Raw genomic sequence first — 25,442 nt, forward strand, 5'->3', positions numbered from 1 at the left:
GGGAGCCGCCGCGAACGCGGAGACCGCCGAAGGTGGTCCGGCCCGGCCCGCCCCAGGGCGGACCGGGTAGGATCGGGCCGGGCCGTGACTGGCGCGTGGGGATGGACAACCATCGGGAAGCGGTCCCGTCATCAGGACGTCTGCCGAGCGCCTGGGCCTTCCGCACGTCACCAGGAGGTCGCATGTCGTCGCCGAACGCCGAATCCACCGCCTTCCGCAGCGCCCTCGAGGTGATCCGCGCCGTCGAGCCCCGGGTCGCCGACGCGATCGGGGCGGAGCTGGCAGACCAGCGCGAGTCGCTGAAGTTGATCGCGAGCGAGAACTACGCCTCCCCCGCCACGCTGCTGGCGATGGGCAACTGGTTCAGCGACAAGTACGCCGAGGGCACGGTCGGCCGCCGCTTCTACGCGGGCTGCCAGAACGTGGACACCGTCGAGGCGCTCGCCGCCGAGCACGCCCGGGAGCTGTTCGGCGCGTCGCACGCGTACGTGCAGCCGCACTCGGGCATCGACGCGAACCTGGTGGCGTTCTGGGCGATCCTGGCCGACCGGGTGGAGTCCCCGGCCCTGAAGCGGGCGCAGGTGCGTCAGGTCAACGACCTGACCGAGGAGGACTGGTTCGCGCTGCGCCGCGAGCTGGGCGACCAGCGGATGCTCGGCATGTCGCTGGACGCGGGCGGTCACCTCACCCACGGTTTCCGGCCGAACATTTCCGGCAAGATGTTCGACCAGCGCAGCTACGGCACCGACCCGGCCACCGGCCTGATCGACTACGACCGGGTCGCCGAGGCGGCCCGCGAGTTCCGGCCGTTGATCCTGGTCGCCGGCTACTCGGCGTACCCGAGGAAGGTCAACTTCCGGATCATGCGGGAGATCGCCGACTCGGTGGGCGCGACGTTCATGGTCGACATGGCGCACTTCGCCGGCCTGGTGGCCGGCAAGGTCTTCACCGGCGACTTCGACCCGGTGCCGCACGCGCACATCGTCACCACCACCACCCACAAGTCGCTGCGCGGCCCGCGCGGCGGCATGGTGCTGTGCGGCCCGGAGCTGGCCGACCAGGTCGACCGGGGCTGCCCGATGGTGCTCGGCGGTCCGCTGCCGCACGTGATGGCCGCCAAGGCGGTCGCCCTGGCCGAGGCGCGTCGCCCCGACTTCGCCGACTACGCGCAGCGCATCGTCGACAACGCCCAGGCCCTCGCCGAGGGGCTGCTGCGCCGGGGCGCGACGCTGGTCACCGGTGGCACCGACAACCACCTGGTGCTCATCGACGTCTCCGGGTACGGCCTGACCGGCCGGCAGGCCGAGCAGGCGCTGCTGGACTCGGGCATCGTCACCAACCGCAACGCGGTCCCGCAGGACCCGAACGGCGCGTGGTACACCTCGGGCATCCGGATCGGCACCCCCGCCCTGACCACCCGGGGCCTGGGCACCGCCGAGATGGACGCGACGGCCGAGCTGATCCACACCGTGCTCAGCCAGACCACGCCGGGGTCGAACGCCGACGGCACGCCGTCGAAGGCCAAGTATGTCCTGGACCCGGCCCTGGCCGACAAGGTCAGCCGCCAGGCCACCGACCTCCTGTCGACCCACCCCCTCTACCCCTCGGTCACCCTGGCCTGACCGGCCCCCACCTGTTCGGTGATCAAGAGAAAAGCGTCATCGTCGAGATCGACTTTGACGCTTTTCTCTTGATCACCGGGGCGGGGCGGTACGGCGGGACGCCGGGACGCCCCGGGAGAGCGGGCGGGCGGGTCAGGCCATGGGGCGCTTGAGGTGGTAGCGGTGGACCTCGGTGCTGCCCTGGACGTTGTTCACGTCCTCGGCGGCGGAGACCAGCTCCCAGCCTTCCCGGCCGGCCCGGTTGAGGTGCGCGATCGCGGTGTCGCCGTACGCGGTGATGTCGGTGCGGGACCCGTCCGGGCCGTACCACACGAACGAGACGTGGAAATTGCGCCCCTGCCCCTGGTAGCGGCGGACCAACAGTGCGTACTCCCATGCGACCATGCGGTCCATTATGGCCGGTCCGCCCGGGCGCGTGGCGCACGGGGGGTGGCGGAACGACGACAGTGCGGGGTCAGCGCCGCGCCGCCGGGACGGGCGACCGGGCCAGCTCGTCGGCGATCAGCGCGGCGAGCCGGTCGAGGCCGGCGTCGATCTGCGCGGGCGTCACGGCGCTGATCGACAGCCGCAGCGCGGCCACCGGCGCGGTGTCGTCGTAGAAGTGGGCCATCGGCGTCCACAGCACGCCGTAGTCCTCGGCGGAGCGGCGCAGCAGCGCGTCGTCGACGGGGAACGGGACGCTCACCACGGCGAAGAAGCCGCCCGCCGGGACGTTCCACCGCACCGGCGACGGATCGGGGAACCGCCGGGCGAGGCCGTCGACGAGGTGGCGCAGGTTGCGGGCGTACGCGGCGCGCTCGCGGGTGTTGGCGGCGACGAGGCTGCACCCGTGGGCGATCAGCGCCCCGCCGACGACGGCCTGGGCGATGGCCGAGGTGTTCACCGTGACCATGCTCTTGATCTTGGCGAGCTGGTCGGCGAGCGGCCCGACGGTCCCGTCGGCGTCGCGCACCCGCTGGTCGGCGACCACGTAGCCGACCCGCGCCCCGGGCAGCACGGTCTTGGCGAACGAGCCGAGGTAGACCACCCGCCGCGCGGTGTCGAGGGCCTTGAGCGTCGGCACCCGCCCCGCCCCGTCGGCGTGGAACAGCCCGTACGGGTTGTCCTCGATCAGCAGCAGGTCCTCGGCGGCGGCGAGGTCCAGCAGCCGCCGCCGGTCGGCCAGGTCGATGCTCGCCCCGGACGGGTTGGCGAAGTCGGGCATCACGTAGCAGGCGCGCGGGCGCAGCCCCTCGGCGCGGGCCCGGCGCACCTGCTCGCGCAGGTCCGCCAGGTCGATCCCGGCCGGGCCGCCGGCCACCGGACGCACCGGCAGGTCCACGAGCCGGGCCGCGCCGGTCAGCCCGACGTACGTCGGGGCGACGGCGAGCAGCACGTCGGCGGGGCCGGCGCGCAGCGCCCGCAGCACCAGCAGCATCGCCTCCTGGCAGCCGACGGTCACCACGATCGACTCCGGGTCGACGGTGATCTCCTCGTCGACGGCGAGGTTGCGGGCGACGAGGTCGTGGATGATGCCCTTGGTGCGGCCGTACTGGAACAGGGCGCGGTGCACCTGCGCCGGGCCGTAGCCGAGGTCGTCGGCCAGGTGGGCGCGGAACGTCTCCAGGTGCCGGTGCAGGTCGGCGACGTCGAAGAACTCCTCGTACGGGCGGCCGGCGGCCAGCGACACCGCGTCGGGATAGCGCTGGGCGACCTCGTTGAGGAAGTTCATCGAGTTCAGCGCGGGGTCGCCGACCGCCGGGTGCAGGTCGGCCACCTCCAGATCGGCCACGGCCAGGTCGGCGTGCGCGCTCAGGTCCACCGGTCGTCCACCGTCCACGTTCAGCCTTCCGTGATCGTACGCAGGTCGCGGGCCTCCGCCGGGTCGGCGCACCCGGCGAGGGTGAGGGCGTCGCGCAGCTCCGCCGCGAGCAGCGCGAACGCGGCGTCGGCACCGGCCCGCCCGCCGACGGCCAGCGCCCACAGCAGGGGCCGGCCCACCAGCACCCCCGACGCGCCCAGCGCCAGGGCGCGCAGCACGTCGACGCCGCCGCTGATGCCGCCGTCGACCAGCACCTCGCACCGGTCGCCGACGGCGGTGCGCACCTGCGGCAGCATGGTCAGCCCGGCGGGGGCGGCGTCGAGCTGCCGCCCGCCGTGGTTGGACACCACCACCGCGTCCGCGCCCGCGTCGGCGGCCAGCACCGCGTCGCGGGGGTCGAGGACGCCCTTGACCACCAGCGGCAGGTCCGTGCGCCCCCGCAGCCAGGCGACGTCGGACCAGGTGAGGGCCGAGGCGAACGCGGCGCTGGTGTGCCGGGCCACGGCCGAGGTGCCGGGCGTGCCGGCGTGCGCCAGGTCGTCGCGGCTGCCGGGCAGGTTCGCGGCGGCCACCTGCGGCGGCAGGGCGAACCCGTTGCGGACGTCGCGCAGCCGGGGGCCGAGGATCGGCACGTCGACGGTGAGCATGAGCGCGGTGCACCCGGCCCGCTGCGCCCGGTCCACCAGCTCGCGGACCATCCCCCGGTCCCGCAGCCAGTAGAGCTGGAACCACACCGGCCCGCCGGCCGCCGCGATCTGCTCGATGGTGGCGCTGCTCAGGGTGCTCGCCACGTAGGGCACCCCGGCCGCGCCGGCCGCCGCCGCGAGCGCGGGCTCGCCGTCGGGGTGCACGAGCCGCTGGTACGCCATCGGCGCGACCGCCACCGGCAGGTCCTGCGCCCGGCCGAGCAGCGGGGCGTCGGTGCGGGGCCGGTCGATCCCGCGCAGCATCCGGGGCAGCACGGCGACCCGGTCCAGGGCGGCCCGGTTCGCGGCGAGGGCGGTCTCGGCGCCGCTGCCGCCGGCCACGAAGTCGTACACCTCGGGCGGCAGCACCTCGCGGGCCAGCGCGGCGAAGTCGGCGAGGCTCGCCGCGAACGGCACCGCACCGGCGGACGCGGCCGCAGGCGCGGTGCCGGGCGGGGCGGGCGCGGCCGGGGCGAGCGGTTCAGCCATCGACCGCGCCCGCGTCGGCCGGCACCGCCGGGGCGACGCCGAGCCGGTCGCGCAGGAACGCGGCGGCCCGGTCCTGGGCGTGCCGACCGGCGTCGAACGCCCCGGGCATGGCGAAGAACCCGTGGATCATCCCGGGGTAGCGGGCCAGCTCCACCGGCACGCCCGCCGCGCGCAGCCGGTCGGCGTAGCGCTCCCCCTCCTCGCGCAGCGGGTCGTACTCGGCGGTGATCACCAGGGCCGGCGGCAGGCCGGTCAGGTCCTCGGCGAGCAGCGGCGACGCGAGCGGGTTCGCCGCGTCGGCCGGATCGGGCAGGTAGTGCCCCCGGTACCAGGCCACCGAGTGCCGGTTGAACAGCAGCGGGTCCTGCTCCCCGCCGGGCCCGGCGGACTCAGCGGGATCGGCGGACCCCGCCGGCTCGGCGCGCTCACGCTGGTCGGTGTTGGGGTAGACCAGCAGCTGGGCGGCCAGCGCCGGCCCGCCGCCGTCGCGGGCCAGCAGCGTCACGGCGGCGGCGAGGTTGCCGCCGGCGCTGTCCCCGCCGACGGCCAGCCGGTCCGGGTCGGCCCCGAACTCGTCGGCGTGCGCGGCGAGCCAGGCCACGGCGGCGTGGCAGTCGTGCACCGCCGCCGGGAACGGGTGCTCCGGGGCGAGCCGGTAGCCGACCGTGACGACCTGGCAGCCCGTGGCGTTGGCCAGCCGGCGGCAGATCCCGTCGGCGGTGTCGATGCTGCCGAGGGTCCAGCCACCGCCGAAGAAGTAGACCAGGGTCGGCAGCGGGCCGGCCCCGGCCGGCCGGTGCACGCGTACCGGAAGGTCACCGGCGGGGCCGGGGACGACCGTGTCGCGTACCGCGTGCACCGGCTCGACGTCGCCGCCCCCGGCCCGGATGGCCGCCAGGTCGGCCGCGCGCGCCGCGGCGAGGGTCTGGGTGTACAGCGGCGCGACGCCGGCCGCCGCGCGCGCGGCCCGGTACGCGACCACCTGCGGGTCCAGGGGCATGGGTGGGTCTCCTTTATTCGCCGGTGGTGACGAACAGCTTGTCGATGCCGCGCAGGAACAGGCTGCCGCTGTAGACGGGCTGCTGGGTGATGCGCAGCCCGGGGAAGCGGGCGAACAGCCGGGGCAGGGCGAGCTGGCCCTCCAGCCGGGACACCGCCGAGCCGAGGCAGAAGTGCAGGCCGACGCCGAAGGCCAGCGACGGCGGGCCGGCGCGGCGCGGGTCGAACCGGTCGGGGTCGGGGAAGCGGGCCGGGTCGCGGTTGGCGGCGGCGATCAGCAGCATCACGTTCTCGCCCTCGGCGACCTTGACCCCGTGCAGGACGGTGTCGCGGGGCGCGGCCCGGGCCAGGAAGTGCACCGGGCTCTGCATGCGCAGCACCTCGTCGACGCAGCCCCGGGTCAGCTCGGCGTCGCCGGGCAGGGCGGCCGTCACCTCGGGGTGCTCCAGCAGCAGCGGCAGGCCGTTGCTGAACATGTAGACGGTGGTGACGAAGCTGGCGTTGAACAGGACGATGAGGTTGCTGATCAGCTCGTCCTCGGTGAGGTCCACCCCGCCTGCGTCGAGCGCCTCGACGAGGCCGCTGATCAGGTCCTCGCCGGGGGCGCGGCGGCGCTCGGCGATCCGCTCCCGGTAGTAGCCGCGCAGCTCGGCGGCGGCGGTGTTGGCCTTGGCCAGCCGCTCCGGGGTCGCCCCGGCCACGTCGAGGAAGTCGTCGATCCAGTCGACCCGCTCGCGGTACCAGGGCAGGTCGGCCTCGGGCAGGCCGATGAACTCGGCCATCACCAGCGCCGGGATCGGGTACGCGAAGTCGGCCACGAAGTCGACCTCGGCGCCGCCGGCGCCCGCCTCGGCCATCCGGTCCAGCAGCGTGTCGGTGACCCGGCTGATCACCGGCTCCAGGGCGCCCAGCCGACGCGGGGTGAACGTCTTGGCGAACACCGCCCGCATCCGGGCGTGGTCGGGCGGGTTGATGAACATCATCGACGACTCGAAGGTGCGCAGGATCTCGTGCTGCTCCCAGCCGGGCGGGGACTGCTTGAGCCACTCCGGGTCGCGCAGCACCTGGTCGACGACGTCGTACCCGCCGGCGACGGCGCTGACGGTGCTGTGCTCGGGGCGGTTCGGGATCTCGCGGATCGGGCCCAGCTCGTGCAGGGCCGCGTAGAAGGGGTACGGGTTCTGCCGGCCCTGGTCGCTGTACAGGCCGGAGAGCAGCTCTTTGACGTCCACGGTGGTGCTTCCTCCCCAGGAAGTTGGCGGCGGGGCGACGGGAGGAACACCCCCGCCGCCCCGCCGGTGTCACAGACCGAGCAGGCGCAGCGGCACCGCGTCGGCCATCGCCTGGTTGCCCAGGTCGTTCGGGTGGATGTGGTCACCCGAGTCGTACGCCGGCAGCAGCCGGCTCGGCTGGGCCGGGTCGCGCAGCACCTTGTCGAAGTCGAGCACCCCGTCGAACTCGTGGCTGCCACGCAGGTACGCGTTGACCGCCTGGCGGGTGGCCTCCTTCTCCGGGGTCCACACCCCCGGGTTGCCGTGCCCCTCGTACGGGGTCAGCGTGGCCACCAGGCTGGTCAGGCCGCGGGCCTTGACCTGCTGGTTGACCTGCCGCAGCGAGGCGATGATCTTCTCGGCGGAGTCGTCCGACATCCAGATGTCGTTGATGCCCAGGTGGGTCACGACGGTCCGCACGCCGGTCTGCGGGAAGACGTCCTCGTTGAGCCGGGCCAGAGCGTTCGGGCCCAGCTCGTAGTAGCCGGGGAAGCCGCCCGCGCCGGGCTCGGTGCCCTCGTGGTTGAGCCGGTTGCCGGCCAGGCTGAGGTTGAGCACGCCCGGGGTACGCACCTCGGGGCGGGCGTCGATCAGCCGGTCGGCGAGCAGGTCGGGCCAGCGCCGGTTGGTGTTGACCGTGCTGCCGTTGCCGTCGGCGATGGAGTCGCCGAGGACGACGACCGAGCCGGGGCTGAGCTTACGCTGCACGTCCACACCGGACAGGAACATCCAGCAGCAGTCGGGGCGGATGGTGAAGCCCGTCCCGCCGGCGGCACCGGTGAGGTCGGTGGCGCCGATGAACGTGGTCTGCCGCGACTGGCCGTGGAAGGTCACCGGCCCGGTCAGCTCGGGGAAGTACAGCGTGACGACCAGGTCCTCCTGGTCACCGACCGGGAGGTCGACCGGGTCGCTGAGCAGCTCCCCGCCCTTGTTCATGGTGACCGACGCGGAGCCGTTGAAGGTCAGCTCCTTCACGGTCGGCGCGGCCACGTCCGACAGGTCCGTCGGGGTGGACGTGTCCGGCCGGGCGATGGTGGCCCGGCCGACCTTCACGGCCTGCTCGCCGTAGACGTTGCTCAGCCGCACGCGCAGCCGGGGACCGCCGACCGTGGTGTGCACGATCATCCGGATGCTCTGGTTGTTGAGGCCGGTGTTGGTCAGCCCGACCGTGTTGCCCCGGGTCACCGCGGCGGCCCAGCTGCCCGCCCACACGGGTGCGCCGGGGCGCTTCCCGGTGTCCGGGCCGGCGGTGGCCACCACGGCCGGCGCTCCCACGACCAGCGCCGTGGCCGCAGCGGCGATCACCTGCCATCTCTTCGGGGCCGTTATCAAGCGCCACTTGTTCGGAGTCGACATTGAACCTCCATGTTGGCAGCCCAGGGTCGTCCACTGACGACAGCCTCCTGGACGATGGTCCAGAAACCTAGCCGCGCCCCTGACAGGCGTCAATCAACCTGATCGACAAGATCAAATGACGTCGAGCTGCGGCCGCGCACCGATCGGCCCGGTGCCCGGCGCGGCCGGGCGGCCTACGCTCGAAGCTGGCGGCGGTGCGGTCGCCGAAGCGCGCCGCCGTCGCCGCGTCCCGGCCCTGAGCTGCCGGGACGCCGCTCGCGGCCGGTCGACGCGGGCGCCCCGCCGGGCCGCCGCCGACCGCCGCCGGAAGCTGATGGGGGCTGGCGATGACCGACGGTGCCGACCGACCGACCACCTATGTGCACGAGGCGCTGGAGCTGTTCGCCGGCTTCGGCGACCGGGAGGCCCTGGTGGGCGGCGGACGCCGACTGACCTACCTGGACGTGGCCGCGCAGGTGCGCGGCATGGCCGGCGCGCTGACGCGCGGCGGGGTCCGCCCGGGCGCGGCCGTGCTGGTGATGCTCGGCAACGCGGTCGAGGGGCCGCTGCTGCAGCTCGCCCTGCACCTGCTGGGCTGCCGGACGATGTGGGTCGCCCCGGTCACCTCCCGCCGCGAGGTCGACGACTTCGTCCGGCTGTCCCGGCCGGAGGCGTTCGTCTACGACGCCCGCGACGGCGACGGGCTCGGCCCGCGGATCGCCGCCGACCTGGCCGGCGTGCCCGTGTTCTGCCTCGGCCCCGGCGGCGCGGGCCCCGACCTCACCGCCGCCTCGCCGGGCCCGGGCCGCACCGCCGCCGATCTCGACGCGGGTGCCGGGCTGCCCGTCGACGTGCCGGAGCCGGAGTCGTTCCTGCAGACCAGCGGCACCACCGGCACCCCGAAGCTGGTGCACCACCGGGAGAGCTTCTACCGCCAGGTCCTCGCCCTCGCCGCCGGCTTCCGCTCCGGCGGAATCCCGCTGCTGCGGCACCTGTCCCACTCGCCGATGTGGCTGGCCAGCGGCCAGATCACCACCCTGGTCAACCTGTTCAGCGGCGGCGTGCTGTTCCTGCGCGAGCGGTGGGACCCGGCGGCGTTCATCGCCACCGTCGGGCGGGAACGGATCAACTCGACGTTCGTCACCCCGCCGATGCTCTACGAGGTGCTCGACCACCCCGACCTGCCCGGCGCGGACTTCTCCGCCATGTTCATGTTCAACGTGGGCGCCGGGCCCGCCGCGCCCGCCCGCCTGCGCCAGGCGATCGCCCGCTTCGGCCCGGTCCTGCGCATCGTGTACGGGCTCAGCGAGGCCGTCGTGATCACCGCCCAGCCGGGGCTGACCGAGGACCCGGAGCACCCGGAGCGGCTGCGTTCCTGCGGCAGGGCGTACGGGGACGTGGCCGTGGAGATCCGCGACGCCGACGGCGAGGTGCTGCCGACGGGCGTCGACGGCGAGGTGTGGGTGCGCACGAAGCTCAGCTTCGCCGGCTACCACGGCCAGCCCGAGCTGACCGCCGAGACCCTCGTCGACGGCTGGGTACGCACCCGCGACGTCGGCCACCTCGACGACGACGGCTACCTCTACCTCGTCGACCGGCTCGCCGACCGGATCCTCACCCGGCAGCGGAGCTGGCCGATCTACTCCCGGCCCATCGAGGACGTGCTCGCCGGGCACCCGCAGGTGCGCGCCGCCGCCGTGATCGGGGTGCCCGACGAGGTGGCCGGCGAGCTGCCGCACGCGTACGTGGTGACGGCGCCGGGCGCGACGGTGACGGAGGCGGAGCTGATCGACCTGGTCACCGCCGAGCTGAGCGAGACGTGGGCGCCGGGCGCGGTGGAGTTCGTCGACGCGCTGCCGCTGAACCGGTCGGCCAAGGTCGACAAGCTGGCGCTGCGGGCCCGGTACGCCGCCGGCCACCCCGCCGACCAGGTCGGCAGCCCCGCGTGACGACCGAGGCCGTCCCCGGGACCGGGGCAGAGGCCGGCCCGGCGGCCGGTTCCACGGCCGGCCCGGCGGCCGTGGCGAAGGGAGGCGCCGTGGCGAAGGGAGGCGGCGTGGACCGGGAGCGGGCCGCCGCGCGGCGGGAACTGGTCACGCTCGTCGCCGCCGACCTGATCTCCAACCTGGGCAGCCGCATCTCCGTCATCGCGATCCCGTGGCTGGTGCTGACCACCACGGGCAGCCCGGCGAAGATGGGCATCGTCGCGGCGGCGGAGTTCCTGCCGTACATGCTGTCGAGTTCCCTGGCCACGCCGTGGGCGGACCGGTTCGGGGTGCGCCGTACGTCCATCGTGGTGGACGCCGCGAGCGCGGCGGCCGTGGCGGTGGTGGCGATGACCCCGTGGCTCGGCTTCGGCGCGCTGGTCGCCCTCGTCGCGGTGGCCGGCGGGCTGCGCGGCATCGGCGACCGGGTCAAGCACGTCATGTTCCGGCCGGCGGCGCAGCGCGCCGGGGTGCAGCTGATCCGGCTCACCTCCGCCTACGACGGGCTGGCCCGGGGCGTCACCCTCTTCGGCGCGGTGATCGGGGGCCTGCTCATCGACTGGGTCGGGGTGACCCGGGCCATCTGGATCGACGCGGGCACCTTCGCGCTCTGCGCGCTGCTGGTCGGGCTGCTGGTGCGTCCGCCTGCCGCCGACGCGCCGGCCGCGCCCCGGGAGAGCTACTTCCGGGCCCTGCGCACCGGGTTCGCCTACCTGCGCACCGACCGGGTGCTGCTGGCCATGCTGCTGGTGGTCTCCGCGCTGAACATGATGGCCGCCGCCAACACGGCCGTGTGGATCCCCGTCTGGGTACGCGACGTGCTCGGCGACCCGGCCGGCTTCGGCCTGGTGCTGGGGGTGTTCGGCGCGGGGGCGCTGCTGGGCAACGTGGTGTTCACGATGGTCGGCCCGAGGCTGCCCCGCACGTTCGTCTTCGCCGTCGGCGCGGCGATGAGCGGCGCGCCCCGGCTGCTGACCATGGCGGTCACCGATCACCTCGTGGTGGTGCTGGTGGTGACGTTCCTGTCCGGCATCGGCATCGCCGCCGTCAATCCGCTGCTGGGGGCGACGCTCTACGAGCGGGTGCCCGACGCGTTGCAGACCCGGGTGCTCGGCATCGCCGGCTCGCTGGCGTTCGTCGGCCTGCCCGTCGGCGCGCTGCTGGGCGGCTGGTCGGTGGCCGTGCTGGGCCTCAAGCCGGCGCTGCTGGTGATGGCGGTGCTGTGCGCGGTGCTGACCGTGGGGCCGCTGCTCGCCGGTCCGCTGCGCGCGGGCCGGTCGCGCCCCGCCCCGGCCGCCCCGCCTGCCGCGCCGCCCGCCGGGTAGGGGACTGCTCGGCATGTCGGGCAGGTGGCGGTGTCCGGCCGCCGGGATACCGCCACCCGCCCGACACGGCTTCCTCGCATGTTCGCCCCGCGTCCGCCCCGCGTTCTCCGGCGGGCCCGCGTCGCGTCGGGTGGTACGCCTACCGTGGCCGGTCGGGTCGCACCGACTGCCTCCCCGGGCGCGACCGGACCGGCGACCCGCGAGGAGAACCATGCCGTCATCGACCGACAGCCCGGTGGCCACCGCCCGGCTCGGCACCGTGCGCCGGATCGGCGACGCCGCCGGGCACAACGCCTTCACCGACCTGGTCCGTCATCGGGGCCGGTGGGTGTGCGCGTACCGGGAGGGCGCCGGGCACCTCTCCATCGACGGCGCGATCCGGGTGATCGCCTCCGCCGACGGGCGGGACTGGTCCCCGGTCGCCCGGCTGGAGCGGGCGGCCACCGACCTGCGCGATCCCCGGTTCGTGACCCGGCCCGACGGCCGGCTGCAACTGCTCGCCGCGGCGGTCACCGGCCACCCGGACGGGCCCGGGACGGGACAGGAGCAGACAGCGTTCCGCACGCTGACCTGGCTGTCGGCCGACGGGCAACGCTGGGGCGAGCCGACGCCGGTCGGCGAGCGCGACATCTGGGTGTGGCAGGCGGCCTGGCACGGCGGGGCCATGTACGGCATCGGGTACGCCACCCGGGAGCCCCGGTTCGTCCGGCTCTACCGCAGCGGCGACGGGCTCGACCTGCAGCCGGTCGTCGACACCCTCTTCCTCGGCGGCTACCCCAACGAGTCCGGGCTGGTCTTCGGCCCCGACGGCACCGCCACCTGCCTGCTGCGCCGCGACCGGGAGGCGGCCACCGCCCAGCTCGGGCGGGCCCGCCCGCCGTACCGGCACTGGGCGTGGACCGACCTCGGGGTGCGGGTGGGCGGGCCGGCCCTGCTCGGGCTGCCCGACGGCCGCCTCGTCGCCGGGGTACGCCTGCTCGACGGCGGCCCGCGCACCGCCGTCTGCGCCGTCGATCCGCACCGGGGCGTCCTGACCGAGCTGGTGGCGCTGCCCTCCGGCGGCGACTGCGGCTACCCGGGGCTGGGCTGGCACGACGGGGTGCTGCGGGTCAGCTACTACTCCTCCCACGAGGAGCGGACCTGCGTGTACCTGGCCGAGGTGACGCTCGACGGGTAGGGGTGTCGACGCGGCGGGCGGGTCGGTTAGCGTGCCGATCATGCCGTCGAGCCGCACCGAAGCCACCGACCCGTACTGCCTGCGCGCGGGCGAGAGCGCGCGGCTGCTCGCCGGGCACCCGTGGCGGCGGTTCGTGGTGCTCGGCGACAGCGTCGCCGAGGGGTTGTGCGAGCCCGTCGACGGGTACCCGGACGTGCAGTGGGCCGACCGGATCGCCGCCGAGCTGGACGCGGCCCGCCCCGGGCTGGCGTACCTCAATCTGGGGTTGCGGGGGCTGCGGGCGCACGAGGTCCGCGCCACCCAGCTCGCCCCGGCGGTGGAGTTCCGCCCGGACCTGGCGCTGGTGGTGTGCGGCGGCAACGACGCGTTCCGCTCCGCCTACGACGCGGACGCCGTCGACGCGGAGCTGGCCGCCATGGTCGCCGGGTTGCAGGAGGCGGGGGCGGACGTGGTGACGGTGGGCATGTTCGACGTGTCGCACAGCCCGGCGGTGCCGGCGCGGCTGCGGGAGAGCCTGGGCGAGCGGATGCGCCGGCTGGCGACGCACACCCGGGCCCTGGGCGAGCGGCTCGGCACCCTGCACGTGCACCTGACCGACCACCCGGCGGTGGCCGACCCGACGCTGTACAGCGGCGACGGGCGGCACGGCAGCGCCCGCAGCGACGCCATCGCCGCCGCCGAGACGGTCCGTCGCCTCGGTGCGCACCTGGCCGCGCGCCGGTGACCGGCCCGGCGGCGACTCTCGGGGAGGCCGCCGCCGGGGAGGCGGTCAGTCGGTGAGCAGGATGCCGGTGAGCAGGACCCCGCGCGCGAGGTTGAGCACGCTGTCGCAGCCGGGGAAGCCCACCCGGGCCAGGCCGCCCGAGCCGGTGCGGCCGAACAGGTAGGGCGCGAGGCTGTACGGGACGTCGGCGGTGACCGTCTCCCCCGTCTCCATCCGCACGAAGTCCATCGCCACCCGGTCGGCCGGCATGTACTCCTGGAGGATGTAGCCGCCCTCGTCGAGGGCGGCGCGCAGCCCCTCCTCCCACTGCTGCGGGTCGGTCTCGCGGCCCAGCAGCACGCCGATGCCGGCGGAGCCGTCGGCGGGCTTGGCGACCAGGTCGTGCTGATCGGCCAGCGCCCGGGGCAGCTCGGCGGCGGTGAGGGCGGTGGTGCGGGGGACGTACCGGCGCACGAGCGCCTGGTCGGCCTCGGGCAGGGTGTCGAGGTCCTCCCACAGCCAGGCGAAGTTGATCTTGTTGCCGAGCAGCCAGGCGGCGGAGCTGACGAACATCGGCAGGGTGCCGGCGGCGAGGGCACCGGCGACCGCGTCCAGGCCCGCACTGGCGTGCACCCGGTTGGGCACGAAGAGCCGGAACAGCGCGTCCACCGGGGCGCCGTCGACGACGAGCCGCTTGTCCTCGTCCAGGGTCGCCAGCTTGAGCTGGGCGATGACCAGGTCGATGCCGAAGTGGCGGGCCCGGTCGGCCAGCGGGGACAGGATCCGGATGAAGTCGTCCGGCGTCTCCAGGCCCGGGTAGTCGGCGTCGAAGTCCAGCAGCAGCGCCACCCGGGCCCCGTCGGCCAGCCCCAGCTCGTCACGGATCGCCACGAACCGCTGGTCCAGCAGGGACGGGGCGGGCCGCACCGCCAGCCCGTCGAGGATGCCCCGCTCGGCGTAGAGCTTCGCGTACCGGTAGACGACCGTGTCGGCGTCGAAGCCGCCGCCGAGGCTGCTGTCGATGTTGTACTCGACGAACTTCGGCACCCCGCCGGAGATCAGCACGTCCGGCCGGTACGCGGCCAGCAGCGCCTCCGACAGGACCTCGTCGGTGTCGAGCAGCTTCGTCTCCTCCGCCGGCACCCCGAGCAGCCGGGTCAGCTCCCCGGCGGTGCGGGCCCGCCGCTGGCACGACTCCAGGATGAGCTGGGCGAGCCGGTCGCACACCTCGTTCAGCTCGCGGAACGCGTCCGCCGGCATCACCGGGGGCCGGGCCAGCCGCCACGTCTGGTTGTACGTCGCGCAGCCGTAGAAGATCTCCTTCCACGCGCCCGCCCCGGCGGCCACCATCGCCGCGCGGGTCGACTCCGGCAGGTCGTTCCACGCCTGGTCCAGCGGCGGCCACGGGTAGTTCGGGTCGATCATCACTCGTCCTTCATGGTGAGTTGGATGGCGGCGGTGAGCTGCTCGCGGCCGGGCTGCACGGCCCGGTCCAGCGCCGGGGCGAACGGCAGCACCGCGCCGTCGGGGCGGGTGACCCGCCGGGGCGGCGCGAGCAGCCGCACCCGTTCCACCACGGTCGCGATGATCTCCCCGGCGATCCCGCAGGACCGGTTGGAGTCGTCCACCACGACCAGCCGCCCGGTGCGGGCCACGGACGCGGTCAGCCCGTCCCAGTCGAACGGGTAGAGCGTGCGCGGGTCGAAGACCTCCACCGACACCTGGTCGGCCAGCTCCTCGGCCACGGCGAGCGCGTCGTGCACCAGGTGCCCGACGGCGACCACCGTCACGTCGTCGCCGGCCCGGTGCACCCGCCCCCGCCCGATCGGCACCGGGGCCAGGGCGGCGAAGTCCACGTCGGCGCGCACGTCCATCGCCCCGGCCGGCGCGAACACCACCACCGGGTCGACGTGCCGGATCGCCGAGACCAGCAGCCCGTACGCGTCGGCCGGGGTGGCCGGGACCACGGTGGTCACCCCGACGTGGGCGAACAGGCTGTACGGATGGTCGGAGTGCTGCCCCGCCCACCCCGTGCGCGAGCCGGAGCCCGGCACCAGGTAGGTGACCGGGACCTCGGCCTGCCCGCCCGTCATCAGCGGGAACTTGTGCGCGTGGTTGACGATCTGCTCGAAGACCAGGAACAGCAGGGACGGGATCTGGAACTCCACCACCGGGCGCAACCCGGCCAGGGCCGCGCCGGTGGCGAAGCTGGTGAACGCCTGCTCCGACAGCGGGGTGTCCACCACCCGGTCCGGCCCGAACCGCTTCAGCAGCCCGGCGGTGACGTTCGAGGCGGCCACCCGGATGTCCTCGCCGAGCAGGAACACCGACTCGTCGCGGGCCATCTCGTCGGCCAGGGCCCGGGTGAGGGCCTTGCGGTACGACAGCCGTGGCATCAGCCACCTCCCGTCCGGGCGACCAGCCCGCTGGCGTACAGGTGCGCCAGCGCGCCGGCCGGGTCGGGCTCGGGGCTGGCCAGGGCGAACTCCAGGGCCGCGTCGAGGGTCGCCTCGACGTCGGCGTCGACGGCGGCCCGGTCCACCCCGGACAGCCGGGCGCCCTGGATCTCGACCGGGTCGCGGGACCGGCCGGCGGCCACCTCCTGCGGCGCGCGGTAGTCGAGGCGTACCGCGTGCTCGAAGGTGTGGTGGGCGTCGAACCGGTAGGTGCGGGCCTCGATCAGCTCCGGCCCGCCCCCGGCGCGCATCCGGGCGACGGCGGCGGCCGTGGCGTCGCGTACCGCCTCGGGGTCCTGGCCGTCGACGACGGCCGCCGGCATGCCGAACGCCTCGGCGCGGCCGGGGATCGTGCCGGCCACCGCGCCCTCGACGGGCATGGTGGTGGCGTAGCCGTTGTTCTCGCAGACGAACAGCACCGGCACCCGCCACAGCGCGGCCAGGTTGAACGCCTCCAGCAGCATGCCCTCGTTGACCGCGCCGTCGCCGAAGAAGGTGGCCCCGACGAGGTCGTCGCCGCGCCGCCGACGCGCCCACACCGCTCCGGTGAGGATCGCGCCGGCGGCACCGACGATGGCGTTCGCGCCGAGCACCCCGACGGCGAGGTCGGCGGCGTGCATGGAGCCGCCGCGGCCCCGGTTGAGCCCGGTCTCGCGGCCCAGCAGCTCGGCGAGCATGCGGGCCGGGTCGGCCCCCTTGGCGAGCACGTGGCCGTGCCCGCGGTGGGTGCCGGTGACCAGGTCGTCGTCGCGCAGCGCCGCGCAGACCCCGGCGGCGATCCCCTCCTGACCGAGGTACGGGTGGATGCCGCCGACGATCGCCCCGGCGCGGACCAGGTCGACGGCCCGCTCCTCGAACCGGCGGATCAGCCGCACCGTGCGGTACAGCCGGACGGGATCGTCGCGGGTCACGCCGGGCGACCCTCCTTGATCGCGGCGAGGATGTCGTCCCAGAGCTGCGCGCGGGCGGTGAGCGCCAGGTTGACCGTGTCGGCGCACTCCTGCCACTTGGTGTCGTCGTCGCCGCACAGGTCGGCGAGCATCTGCATGGCCATCGGGGTGTGCTGCTCCCCGTCGACCTCGATGTGCCGCTCCAGGTAGTCGACGAACGTGTGCAGCTTCTGGCTGCGCTCGTTGACGGCGACGACCTGGGTGAACATGTCGGGGATCAGGTCCTCGCGGCCGAACGCGAACGCCGCCGCCTGGCAGTGCACCGGCGTCGACTCGATGATCTTCCAGGTGGTGGCGGCGAACGCCGCCGACGGGCCGGGCACGCCGGCCTTCACCAGCGCCTCGGTCACCGGCGTGCCGGCGCGCAGCAGGTCGACCAGCGCGTCCACGGCGCCGGTGTCGGCCCCCGCCTCGGCCATGCCCCGCACGTACAGCTCGAAGTGGCTGATGTAGCCCTCGCCGAGCTCGTCGCTCTCCTCGACCATCACAATGTCGTTGATCAGCCGCCGGCTGCCGGTCGGGCCGGTGGGGATCCACGGCACGTCCACGCAGGTGAGCTGCCGCTGCAGCGACTTCAGCAGGGACATGAAGTCCCAGACCGCGAAGACGTGGTGCTCCATGAAGGTCACCAGCGCCTCGTGGGTGTCCAGGTTGGCGTAGAGGGGGTGCTTGACCACCACGTCGCGGCGGTCGGTCACCGCCTGCTCCAACCGCTCGATGCCCGGGTGCGTCTTACCCCAGTCGTACCGTGACATTGTCAGCCTCCCTGCTGGGCGCGGTCGCGCCAGATGACCGGGCAGAAGTCGGGGTCCGCGTAGTCCGGCCGCCCGTCGTGGGTGCGGCGGACCAGCACGTCGTGGTTGTACGCGGCGAGGGTGCCGTCGGAGAGCGGGAACTCCCGGTAGGCGTTCGCGCCGTCCTGCAGGTGCAGCGAGATCGCCCGGCGCGGGCGACCGCTGACGTTCGCGCCGCTGCCGTGGTAGGTGCGGCAGTGGTGGAAACTCACGTGTCCCTTGGGGATCACCATGGGGATCTTGCGGATCTGGGCGCCGTTGTGCGCGGCGTTGCGGGCCAGCATCTCCTCGAGCTGGTCGCGGTCGCGCTCGGCGAAGTGCCGCACGACGGTGTCGTCGGCGCCGATCTCCTTCCACCGGTGCGACCCGTCGACCATGGTGATCGTGCCCATCTCCTCGCCACAGTCGTGGAACGGGATGAACGCGGTGAGCATGTCCTCCGACGACGAGGACGACCAGTAGTGCTTGTCGAAGTGCCAGGGCACGATGTTCGACGGCTCGCCGTCGATCGGCGGCTTGTAGATCAGCGTGGACTGGAACACCCGGATCTCGGCGGCCCGCGCGAGCCGGGCGGCGACCGCCCCGAGCAGCGGCTTGCGCAGGATCGCGGCGATCCCGTCGTGCTCGTAGTGGACGTAGTCGTTGTGCCGCTGCACCGGGCCCTTCGACGGGTCCCAGTAGGCGAGCTTCGGCGGGCGCACCGGCAGGGTGCGGTCCCGCTCGCCGTCGTAGTAGCGGTCGGTGGCCGCCACGAGGGCGTCCACCTCCTCGTCGGTGAACAGCTTCTTCGACAGGTACCAGCCGTGCTCGGCGTAGTGCCGCACGTCCTCGTCGGACGGCAGCAGCGCCTCCTCCTGCGCGGTCAGCGCCGGGTGGATCTGTGTGGTGGTCATGCCCCAACCCCTTGTGCCGTGCCGGCCGCGACGGCGGGGGTCGCCCCCGCCGCGGCCAGCTCCCGTTCCTTGGCCTCGTAGAGGGCCTTGATGTTGCCGCTGCCGAAGGTCAGCGCCCCGCGTCGCTCGATGAGTTCGAGGAAGAGGGTGCGCCGCACGTGCATCGACTCGGTGAAGATCTGCAACAGCTGGCCGCCGTGGTCGCGGTCGACCAGGATGCTCAGCTCGCGCAGCCGGTCCAGCGACGCGTCGACCGGGCCGACCCGCCGTTCCAGGTCGTCGTAGTAGGCCCCGGGGGTGCCGGCGAACCGGACGCCCCGGGAACGCAGCGCGCCGACGGCGGTGACGATGTCGTCGGTGCGCAGCCCCAGGTGCTGCACGCCGGCCCCGGCGTGCTCGGTGAGGAACGCGTCGATCTGCCCCGGCCGGTGGCTGCGGTCCGGCTCCAGCAGCACCAGGGTGACCCGCCCGGACGGGCTCTGCACCACGGTGGAGTTCATCGCCTGCCCGGCGACCTCGACGTGCTCGGTGAAGATCTGCGCGAAGCCGAAGACCCGCTCGTAGTGGGCGACGGTCGCGTCGAGCTGCCCCGGCGGCACGCAGATCGCCAGGTGGTCGATCTCGGCGAGCAGGCCGTCGTCGCCGGCCAGCCCGGTGGGCTCGGTGGTCTCGAACGCGCCGGGCAGGAACTCGCCCCGGTCGCCCCGGCGCTCCACCAGCCGGTGCAGCACGTCGCCGAAGCCGGCCACCTCGGCGGTGACGACCTCGGCGTCCGCGCCGGTGAAGGTGGCCGGCGGCGTCACCGGCGTCGCCCCCCGGCCCACCAGCTCCGCGTACGCCCCGGCGGCGTCGTCGACCTCCAGCGCCACCACGGCGATGCCGTCGCCGTGCCGCTGCACGTACGTCGACGCCCGGTGCCCGGCGGTCAGCCCGGAGGTGAGCACCATCCGGATGTCGGCCTGGCGCAGCAGCAGCGACCGCTGCCCCGCCAGCCCGGTCTCGGGGCCGCCCTGCCCGGCCAGGCGGAACCCGACGGCGGTGCCGAAGTAGAAGGCGGCCTGCCGGGCGTCCCCCACGAAGAGTTCGATGTGATCTATAGAACGGATGTCCATTTACCAGCCCTTCCCCATGTCCCCCCGTGACTGCCGTCCGGGCTCCCCCGCCCGGGGTGTTACGCGAGATCACCTCCCGGCGCGGCGGCGCGCGCACCCGCACCGGCGGTGCGCCGCAGCAGCAGGCTCACGTTCTGCCCCCCGAAGCCGAACGAGTTGGTCAGCGCGTGTTCCACGTCGGCCCGCCTGGCCTCTTTGCGGATGTGGTCCGCCGGGCAGGCCGGGTCCGGGTCGTCGAGGTTCCAGGTCGGTGGCAGCAGCCCCCGGCCCAGCGCCAGCGCGGTGGCGGCGGCCTCCAGCACCCCGGACGCGCCGAGCAGGTGCCCGGTGAGCGCCTTGGTGGAGCTGACCGGCACCCGGCCCTCGCCGAACACGTCGGTCAGGGCGGTGATCTCGGCGATGTCGCCGAGCTTGGTGCCGGTGCCGTGGGCGTTGACGTAGCCGACGTCGCCGGCCGTCACCGCGCCGCCGGCCAGGGCCTGGCGCATGCACTCGGCCGCTCCCGCCCCGTCGGGCCGGGGCGCGGTGGGGTGGTGGGCGTCGGTGTTCGCCCCGTACCCGGCGACCTCGGCGTAGCCGGCCACGCCCCGGGCGGCGGCGTGCTCGGCGCGTTCCAGCACCAGCAGCGCCGCGCCCTCGGCGAGGACGAAGCCGTTGCGGCGGGCGTCGAACGGCCGGCTCGCCTCGGCCGGGTCGGCCCAGCCCCGGGCGAGGGCCCGGGCGTTGCCGAAGGTGTCGGCGAAGGTGGGGAACAGGGGGGCCTCGCTGGCCCCGCAGACCACCACGTCGGCCTCCCCGGCGCGGATCAGCCGGACCGCGTCGGCGACGGCCTGCGCGCCGGAGGCGCACGCCGTGCCGACCGACGAGCTGTAGCCGCGGATGCCGTGGGCGATGGCGATCCGCGCCGCCGGCATGTTCGGCAGGATCCCGGTGAGCAGGTACGGGCTGACCGCCGCCCGGCCCCGCTCGGCCCGTGCCAGCACCTGCCGCTCCAGGGTGGCCATCCCGCCGACGCCGCCGACGATCACGCCGATCCGGGCGGGGTCGACGTCGCGGCCCACCTCGATGCCGGCGTCGGCGAGCGCATCGGCGGCGGCGAGCAGGGCGAGCACGACGATCCGGTCCAGCACCCGGGTCTCCGGGCCGGACGCGACCGTACGCGGGTCGATGTCCGGCAGCAGCCCGGCGGCCTCCAGCGACCCGTGGGCCGGGTGGTCCTGCGGCGGGCGGACCAGCCCGGACCGGCCGGCGAGCAGGGCGTCGAGGGTCTCCCCCGCCCCCCGCCCGGCCGGGGTCAGCAGGCCCATCCCGGTGATGAGGGCGGTCACGACGACGACTCGGTCAGGTAGCGCTCGCGCAGCACCACCTTGCGGACCTTGCCGGTGACGGTGACCGGGATGTCCTCGGAACGCACCGGCACCACCCGGCGCAGGGTCGCCCCGACGTCCGCGCCGAGCGCGGCGCGCACCGCCTCGGTGCGGTCGACGCCCGGGTCGGCCCCGGCCGCCAGCTCCAGCAGCACGTCGGTGACGACGCGGTCGTCCTCCTTGACGATCACCACCGTGCAGTCGGTGACGTCGGGACAGGCGGCGAGGACCCGCTCCTCGGACAGGGCGGTGAAGAACCGCCGGCCGTCGCCGACCTCGACGGAGTCGACGGCCCGGTCCAGGTGGTAGTAGCGCCCGTCGGCGTCGGCGTAGACCAGGTCGCCGGTGAGGTACCAGCCGCGCAGCCGGAACCGGTAGGTGGTGACCGAGTCGTTCCAGTAGCCGCGGAACAGCGACGGCGAGTCGATGCCGAGGAAGCCGACCTGCCCCGGGGGCAGCTCGTTGCCGTCGGCGTCGAGCACGGCGACCTTCGTGAACTGGTACGGGCGGCCCACGCAGCGGCCGTACCGGTCGGTGTCGGCGGTGTGGGTGATGTGGAACATCGAGTGGCCCATCTCGCTGGAGCCCAGCCCGTCGATGAACACGGACCCGGGCACCCGCACCACGCCCTGGCGGGTCACGGTGTCCCGCGAGCCGACCGCGACGAGCCGGCGCACGTGCGGCTCGTGCGAGCAGTCGCCGGTGTTGAACCACAGCCGCACCGAGTCCAGGTCGTACGCGGACAGGTCGAAGCGGGCCAGCTCCGCCCAGGTGACGGAGAACCCGAACACGCCGTCGGGCCGCCAGCGCTGGATCGCGTCGAGGACCCGCTCGCCGCCCTGGTCGGACAGCAGGAACATCTCGGCCCGGTTGCCCAGCGCCTGGTTGACCATGAGCACGGTCGCGGTGTGCGGGGCGGGCAGCGCGTTGAGGATGCGGCGGGTGCCCTGCGCCTGCGGCATGGACAGCAGGTGCCGGGTGGCGGCGAACAGGCTCGCGTGCGAGTGCAGGACCGCCTTGGGCACGCCGGTGGTGCCGGAGGTGTGGGTGATGACGATCGGGTCGTCGGGGTGGTGCCGGTAGTGGGCCCCGGCGGCGGCCGGGTCGCCCGTGCCGGCGTCGGCGGGCGTGCCGAGCAGCGGCGCGCCGAGGTCGTGCCCGGCCAGCAGCTCGGTGTGCGCGGCGTCGGCGAGCACGCCCGCGCCGCGCAGCCGGCGGATGTACTCGGCGGCGATCTCCGGGCGCAGCCTGCCGTTCATCAGCGCGGGGATCGCGCCGAGGCGGGTCAGCGCCAGGAAGCTGAGCACCATGTCGGCGGCGGCGGTGGCCCAGACGGCGACGGGGTCGCGGGGCTTGACGCCCCGGGCGCGCAGCCAGGCGGCGCGGGCGGCGACCCGCTCGTCGAGCTGGCCGAGCGTCAGCGGGCGCTCGGCGGGGTGCCCGTCGACCTCCGTGTCGAAGGTCAGGCCGGGGCCGTCCGGGTCGGCGCCGTGCGCCAGCACCCGGGCCAGCACGTTGCCGGCGCCCAGCTCGGTGTCGGCGGCCAGCAGGCCGCGCAGTCCCTTGGTCCTCATGGTGTGACTCCTCCCCCCAGCAGCACCGCGACGGCGGCGGTCCCGGGCGGGTCGCCCGGCACTGCGGCCTCGACGCCCGCACCGGCGTCGTCGGGTGCCTGTTCGATCAGGATCAGTAGTGCCTCGTCGGCGTCGCCGTCGCTCAGCAGCAGTTCCGCCTCGGCCGTTCCCTCGGCCAGCGGGTCCCCGGTCGGGGCGAGGCAGACCACCGGCCCGCCCAGCCCCCAGCGCGCGGCGACGTGCCCGGCCACGCTGTTGGGCACCGACTGGAAGAAGAACAGCGGGCCCGGTCGCCCCCCGGCGGCGACCGTGGCGTGCACGTGGTCGGCGCTGGCCCGGTCCCCGGCGGCGCTGACCAGCACCACCGCGGTCCGCCCGCCGGCCGGTTCCGGGGCCGGTCGCTCGCCGTGGCGTCGGGTGAGGCACCGGTCGGCGACGGCCGCGACGACCGGGCTGAACCGCGAGTGCACGAACCCGGGCAGGGTCGGCGGGGCGGCGTCGCCCGGCTCCGGCCAGCGCGCCTGCGCGAGCACCCGCAGCCGGCCGTCCGTCGCCGTCGGCAGCTCCCCGGTGCCGGTCACGCCGCACCGACCAGCAGGGCGGTGTTGGCGCCGCCGAACGCGGCGTTGAGGCTCACCGCGTAACCGGTGGCGGCCGGGCGGGGCGCGTCGCGGATGACGTCGAGCGGGCACGCCTCGTCGGGGCCGAGCCAGCCGGCGTTGACCGGCAGCTTCCCGTGCCGTACGGCCAGCACGGTCACCACCAGCTCCAGCAGCCCGGACGCCTCCAACGCGTGCCCGTGCAGCGCCTTGGTCGAGCTGACCGGCACCCGGTGCGCGTGCTCGCCCCAGGCCAGCCGCAGCGCCGCCGCCTCGGCGGCGTCGCTGTAGCCGGTGCCGGTGGCGTTGGCGTTGACGTACCCGATGTCCTCGGGGCGCAGGCCGGCGCGGCGCAGGGCCGCGCCGAGCGCGCGGGCCAGGCCGCGCCCCTGCGGGTCGGGCTGGCAGGGGTGGTAGGCGTCGCCGGCCCGGCCCCAGCCGAGCACCGAGGCCAGCGTCGGCGCGTCCCGCCGGGCCGCCGCGGTGGCGGACTCCAGCACCACGGCGGCCACGCCGTCGCCAAGCAGCAGCCCACGCCGCCCGGCGCTGAACGGGCGGACCGCGCCGTCGGTGGCGAGGGCCCGGCCGGCGTCGAAGAGCGCGTACTGGTCGGGTTCGACCAGGTACCCGGCGGCGACGACGATCCGGTCGACGTCGCCGCGGCCGATCAGCGCGGCGGCGTCGGCGACCGCGGTGGACGCCGACACGCAGGCGCTGGTGTAGACCCGGGACGCGCCGGCCAGCCCGCACCGGCGGGCCAGCTCCCCGGCCAGCGCCGGCACGCCCGTCCCGCCGTGGGCGGCGAGCAGCAGCGGCGCGCCGGCCCGGCCGGCGGTGTCGAGCCCGGCGGCGGCGCACGCGGCGTGCACCGCCTCGGTCAGTTCGTCGGCCAGCGGGCCGGCGTCCGCCAGGGTGGCCGCCACGCCGACCCGCCGGGCGCTGGTGTCGAAGCGGCCGACGGGCCGGAACGCGGGGGTGCCGGCGAGCACCCCGGCGAGCTGGGCGTCGGCGCCCCTGCCGAGGGCGCTGAGCGCGTGGACACCGGTGATCCGTACGGGGGCCCGCTCAGCCATCTGCGGGGGCGGTCAGGCAGGTGTGGAACACCGCCAGGGCGTCGTCGACCGTCCGGATGCCGGCGAGCTGGTCGTCGGTGAGGTCGAGCCGGCGGTCGTAGCGCTGTTCGACGAGGTGGACCAGCCAGGCGAGCTCCATCGAGCCCACCCGGTCGGACACCTGGCCGACGGGCTTCGCGGTCATCTCGGCGAGCATGGTCAGCAGGTCAGCTCGCCCCAGGTCGGGCTGACCGGCCATCAGGAGTTGCCGTCGGCCGTCGCGGCGACCCGGTCGGCGACCATCGTGGTGAACTCGCCGACCGTCATCAGCGCCAGCTTCTCCGACTCGTCGTCGGCGAACTTCAGGCCGTAGCGGTCCTCGACGCGGACGGCCAGGTCCGCCAGGGCCAGCGACTCCAGGTCGACGCCGGCCGGGCCGAGGGTGGTGTCGTCGTCGATGCCGTCGACGTCGTAGTTCATGTCGTCGAGCTGGGAGATGACGAAGGCACGGACCTCGTCGCGCATGGTTAACCTCTTTCCGTGAGCCAGTCAGCGGTGCCCGGTCGGGACACCGTGTACGTGTTCCTCGGCCGTACCGACGGCGATCGGCCGGCGGCGGCCCGGCGGCTGCTGCGGCGCGCGGGTGGCACGCTGCTCGGCCGGGCGGAGGCGGAGATCCGGGTGCGACGCGACGCGGCCGGGCGGCCGCTCGTCGACGCCGGTGACGCGGTGGAGCTGCCGGTGAGCGTCAGCCACACCGGCGGGGTCGTGGTGGTGGCGGCCCGCCGCGGCGGCGGGGTCGGCGTCGACGTCGAGCGCCGCCGGGAGCTGCCCGCGCTGGCGCTGGCCCGCCGCTGGTACGCCCCGCAGGAGGCGGCCTGGCTGCGCGGACGCCCGCCCGGGCAGCGCGTCGAGGCGTTCCTGCTGCTGTGGACGGCCAAGGAGGCGGTCGGCAAGGCGCTCGGGCGCGGCCTGCGCGACGGCGGCCTGCGCCGGCCGATGCCGGTCCCCGGCGGGCCGGGTGAGCTGCTGCGCCCCGTCCCGGGGGCCGGTGGGCTGCGGGTCGGCCACCCCCGGCTGCCCGCAGGCGACGGCCGGGCCGGCGACGGGCCGGTCCCGGCCGGTGACCTGGTGCTGGCCGGTGACCTGGTGCTGGCCCTGGCGGTCGACGGGCCGGCGGACGGCGTCGAGCTGGTGATCGGCTGATCGATCAGTCAGGTCGGCGGGCACCGCACCGGGCCGCCGGAGCGGG

Annotated in this window: 24 protein-coding genes and 1 riboswitch; of the genes, 6 read left to right on the forward strand and 18 right to left on the reverse strand. The window is 74.9% G+C overall.

The window, feature by feature from the left end:
- Nucleotides 1–74 precede the first annotated feature (74 nt).
- Nucleotides 75–164, forward strand: a riboswitch (ZMP/ZTP riboswitch).
- 18 nt (nucleotides 165–182) lie between these two features.
- Nucleotides 183–1,622 (forward strand): glycine hydroxymethyltransferase, encoded by a 1,440-nt coding sequence (locus tag GA0070558_RS15960; protein WP_043968906.1) that lies wholly within the window; start codon nucleotides 183–185, stop codon nucleotides 1,620–1,622.
- Between the two features lie 132 nt (nucleotides 1,623–1,754).
- Here the strand turns inward: GA0070558_RS15960 and GA0070558_RS15965 are convergent, their stop codons facing one another.
- The 6 genes from GA0070558_RS15965 to GA0070558_RS15990 all read right to left on the reverse strand — a co-directional run bounded on the left by GA0070558_RS15965 (nucleotide 1,755) and on the right by GA0070558_RS15990 (nucleotide 8,170).
- Nucleotides 1,755–2,015 carry a hypothetical protein gene (locus GA0070558_RS15965; RefSeq protein WP_043968905.1) on the reverse strand — a complete coding sequence of 87 codons (261 nt, stop codon included), beginning with the start codon at nucleotides 2,013–2,015 and terminating at the stop codon, nucleotides 1,755–1,757.
- A 61-nt stretch (nucleotides 2,016–2,076) separates the two neighbouring features.
- Nucleotides 2,077–3,495, reverse strand: coding sequence for an aminotransferase-like domain-containing protein (locus GA0070558_RS15970; protein ID WP_439709605.1), 1,419 nt, complete (start codon nucleotides 3,493–3,495; stop codon nucleotides 2,077–2,079).
- Entirely contained in the window at nucleotides 3,444–4,598 is a 1,155-nt protein-coding gene (locus GA0070558_RS15975; protein ID WP_256091970.1) for an alpha-hydroxy acid oxidase, read from the reverse strand. The genes GA0070558_RS15970 and GA0070558_RS15975 overlap by 52 nt, the downstream gene beginning before the upstream one ends.
- The gene (gene lipP1, locus GA0070558_RS15980) at nucleotides 4,591–5,598 is read right to left on the reverse strand and encodes a LipP1 family hormone-sensitive lipase (protein WP_091280522.1); all 1,008 of its coding nucleotides are present in this window, start codon (nucleotides 5,596–5,598) and stop codon (nucleotides 4,591–4,593) included. Before lipP1 ends, GA0070558_RS15975 begins: the two co-directional genes overlap by 8 nt.
- 13 nt (nucleotides 5,599–5,611) lie before the next feature.
- Nucleotides 5,612–6,829, reverse strand: a complete 1,218-nt coding sequence (locus GA0070558_RS15985; RefSeq protein WP_091280523.1) for a cytochrome P450 — start codon at nucleotides 6,827–6,829, stop codon at nucleotides 5,612–5,614.
- A 69-nt stretch (nucleotides 6,830–6,898) separates the two neighbouring features.
- Nucleotides 6,899–8,170 (reverse strand): SGNH/GDSL hydrolase family protein, encoded by a 1,272-nt coding sequence (locus GA0070558_RS15990; protein WP_077940077.1) that lies wholly within the window; start codon nucleotides 8,168–8,170, stop codon nucleotides 6,899–6,901.
- A gap of 380 nt (nucleotides 8,171–8,550) precedes the next feature.
- On the opposite strand from GA0070558_RS15990, the gene GA0070558_RS15995 reads away from it, so the two are divergent.
- The 4 genes from GA0070558_RS15995 (at nucleotide 8,551) to GA0070558_RS16010 (ending at nucleotide 13,414) form a co-directional block, all read left to right on the forward strand.
- On the forward strand, nucleotides 8,551–10,152 hold the full coding sequence (locus GA0070558_RS15995; RefSeq protein ID WP_091280526.1) for an AMP-binding protein: 1,602 nt from the start codon (nucleotides 8,551–8,553) through the stop codon (nucleotides 10,150–10,152).
- 89 nt (nucleotides 10,153–10,241) lie between these two features.
- A complete protein-coding gene (locus GA0070558_RS16000; protein ID WP_256091971.1) occupies nucleotides 10,242–11,513 on the forward strand; it encodes an MFS transporter in 1,272 nt (423 codons plus the stop codon).
- Nucleotides 11,514–11,724: 211 nt separating this feature from the next.
- A complete protein-coding gene (locus GA0070558_RS16005) occupies nucleotides 11,725–12,690 on the forward strand; it encodes an exo-alpha-sialidase (protein WP_176734228.1) in 966 nt (321 codons plus the stop codon).
- Between the two features lie 40 nt (nucleotides 12,691–12,730).
- On the forward strand, nucleotides 12,731–13,414 hold the full coding sequence (locus GA0070558_RS16010; protein ID WP_091280796.1) for an SGNH/GDSL hydrolase family protein: 684 nt from the start codon (nucleotides 12,731–12,733) through the stop codon (nucleotides 13,412–13,414).
- 45 nt (nucleotides 13,415–13,459) lie between these two features.
- Here GA0070558_RS16010 and GA0070558_RS16015 read toward each other — a convergent pair whose 3' ends face one another.
- Genes GA0070558_RS16015 through GA0070558_RS16070 form a run of 12 tightly spaced genes read right to left on the reverse strand, consistent with a single transcriptional unit; the run spans nucleotide 13,460 to nucleotide 24,715 of the window.
- Nucleotides 13,460–14,818 (reverse strand): ATP-grasp domain-containing protein, encoded by a 1,359-nt coding sequence (locus GA0070558_RS16015; protein WP_176734229.1) that lies wholly within the window; start codon nucleotides 14,816–14,818, stop codon nucleotides 13,460–13,462.
- A complete protein-coding gene (locus GA0070558_RS16020; RefSeq protein WP_077940062.1) occupies nucleotides 14,818–15,789 on the reverse strand; it encodes an alpha-ketoacid dehydrogenase subunit beta in 972 nt (323 codons plus the stop codon). Before GA0070558_RS16020 ends, GA0070558_RS16015 begins: the two co-directional genes overlap by 1 nt.
- Complete coding sequence (locus GA0070558_RS16025) at nucleotides 15,789–16,760, reverse strand: thiamine pyrophosphate-dependent dehydrogenase E1 component subunit alpha (RefSeq protein WP_091280530.1); 972 nt, start codon at nucleotides 16,758–16,760, stop codon at nucleotides 15,789–15,791. Before GA0070558_RS16025 ends, GA0070558_RS16020 begins: the two co-directional genes overlap by 1 nt.
- The gene (locus GA0070558_RS16030) at nucleotides 16,757–17,554 is read right to left on the reverse strand and encodes a DUF3050 domain-containing protein (RefSeq protein WP_074477223.1); all 798 of its coding nucleotides are present in this window, start codon (nucleotides 17,552–17,554) and stop codon (nucleotides 16,757–16,759) included. Before GA0070558_RS16030 ends, GA0070558_RS16025 begins: the two co-directional genes overlap by 4 nt.
- A gap of 2 nt (nucleotides 17,555–17,556) precedes the next feature.
- Nucleotides 17,557–18,486 carry a phytanoyl-CoA dioxygenase family protein gene (locus GA0070558_RS16035; RefSeq protein WP_043968893.1) on the reverse strand — a complete coding sequence of 310 codons (930 nt, stop codon included), beginning with the start codon at nucleotides 18,484–18,486 and terminating at the stop codon, nucleotides 17,557–17,559.
- Nucleotides 18,483–19,598 carry a 4-hydroxyphenylpyruvate dioxygenase gene (gene hppD, locus GA0070558_RS16040; RefSeq protein WP_091280533.1) on the reverse strand — a complete coding sequence of 372 codons (1,116 nt, stop codon included), beginning with the start codon at nucleotides 19,596–19,598 and terminating at the stop codon, nucleotides 18,483–18,485. The genes GA0070558_RS16035 and hppD overlap by 4 nt, the downstream gene beginning before the upstream one ends.
- Nucleotides 19,599–19,657: 59 nt before the next feature.
- Nucleotides 19,658–20,926: a beta-ketoacyl-[acyl-carrier-protein] synthase family protein gene (locus tag GA0070558_RS16045; RefSeq protein WP_091280536.1), complete on the reverse strand. Its 1,269-nt coding sequence runs from the start codon at nucleotides 20,924–20,926 to the stop codon at nucleotides 19,658–19,660.
- Complete coding sequence (locus tag GA0070558_RS16050) at nucleotides 20,923–22,539, reverse strand: class I adenylate-forming enzyme family protein (RefSeq protein ID WP_077940058.1); 1,617 nt, start codon at nucleotides 22,537–22,539, stop codon at nucleotides 20,923–20,925. The genes GA0070558_RS16045 and GA0070558_RS16050 overlap by 4 nt, the downstream gene beginning before the upstream one ends.
- On the reverse strand, nucleotides 22,536–23,078 hold the full coding sequence (locus GA0070558_RS16055; protein ID WP_077940065.1) for a beta-ketoacyl synthase chain length factor: 543 nt from the start codon (nucleotides 23,076–23,078) through the stop codon (nucleotides 22,536–22,538). The genes GA0070558_RS16050 and GA0070558_RS16055 overlap by 4 nt, the downstream gene beginning before the upstream one ends.
- A gap of 38 nt (nucleotides 23,079–23,116) precedes the next feature.
- Entirely contained in the window at nucleotides 23,117–24,211 is a 1,095-nt protein-coding gene (locus tag GA0070558_RS16060) for a beta-ketoacyl-[acyl-carrier-protein] synthase family protein (RefSeq protein WP_091280538.1), read from the reverse strand.
- The gene (locus GA0070558_RS16065) at nucleotides 24,204–24,449 is read right to left on the reverse strand and encodes a hypothetical protein (protein WP_091280541.1); all 246 of its coding nucleotides are present in this window, start codon (nucleotides 24,447–24,449) and stop codon (nucleotides 24,204–24,206) included. The genes GA0070558_RS16060 and GA0070558_RS16065 overlap by 8 nt, the downstream gene beginning before the upstream one ends.
- Entirely contained in the window at nucleotides 24,449–24,715 is a 267-nt protein-coding gene (locus tag GA0070558_RS16070) for an acyl carrier protein (RefSeq protein ID WP_043968887.1), read from the reverse strand. Before GA0070558_RS16070 ends, GA0070558_RS16065 begins: the two co-directional genes overlap by 1 nt.
- 15 nt (nucleotides 24,716–24,730) lie before the next feature.
- Between GA0070558_RS16070 and GA0070558_RS16075 the strand changes: the two genes are divergently transcribed.
- Entirely contained in the window at nucleotides 24,731–25,396 is a 666-nt protein-coding gene (locus GA0070558_RS16075; protein WP_091280545.1) for a 4'-phosphopantetheinyl transferase family protein, read from the forward strand.
- Nucleotides 25,397–25,442 lie beyond the last annotated feature (46 nt).

The sequence above is a fragment of the Micromonospora haikouensis genome (assembly GCF_900091595.1).
Taxonomy (GTDB): Bacteria; Actinomycetota; Actinomycetes; order Mycobacteriales; family Micromonosporaceae; genus Micromonospora; species Micromonospora haikouensis.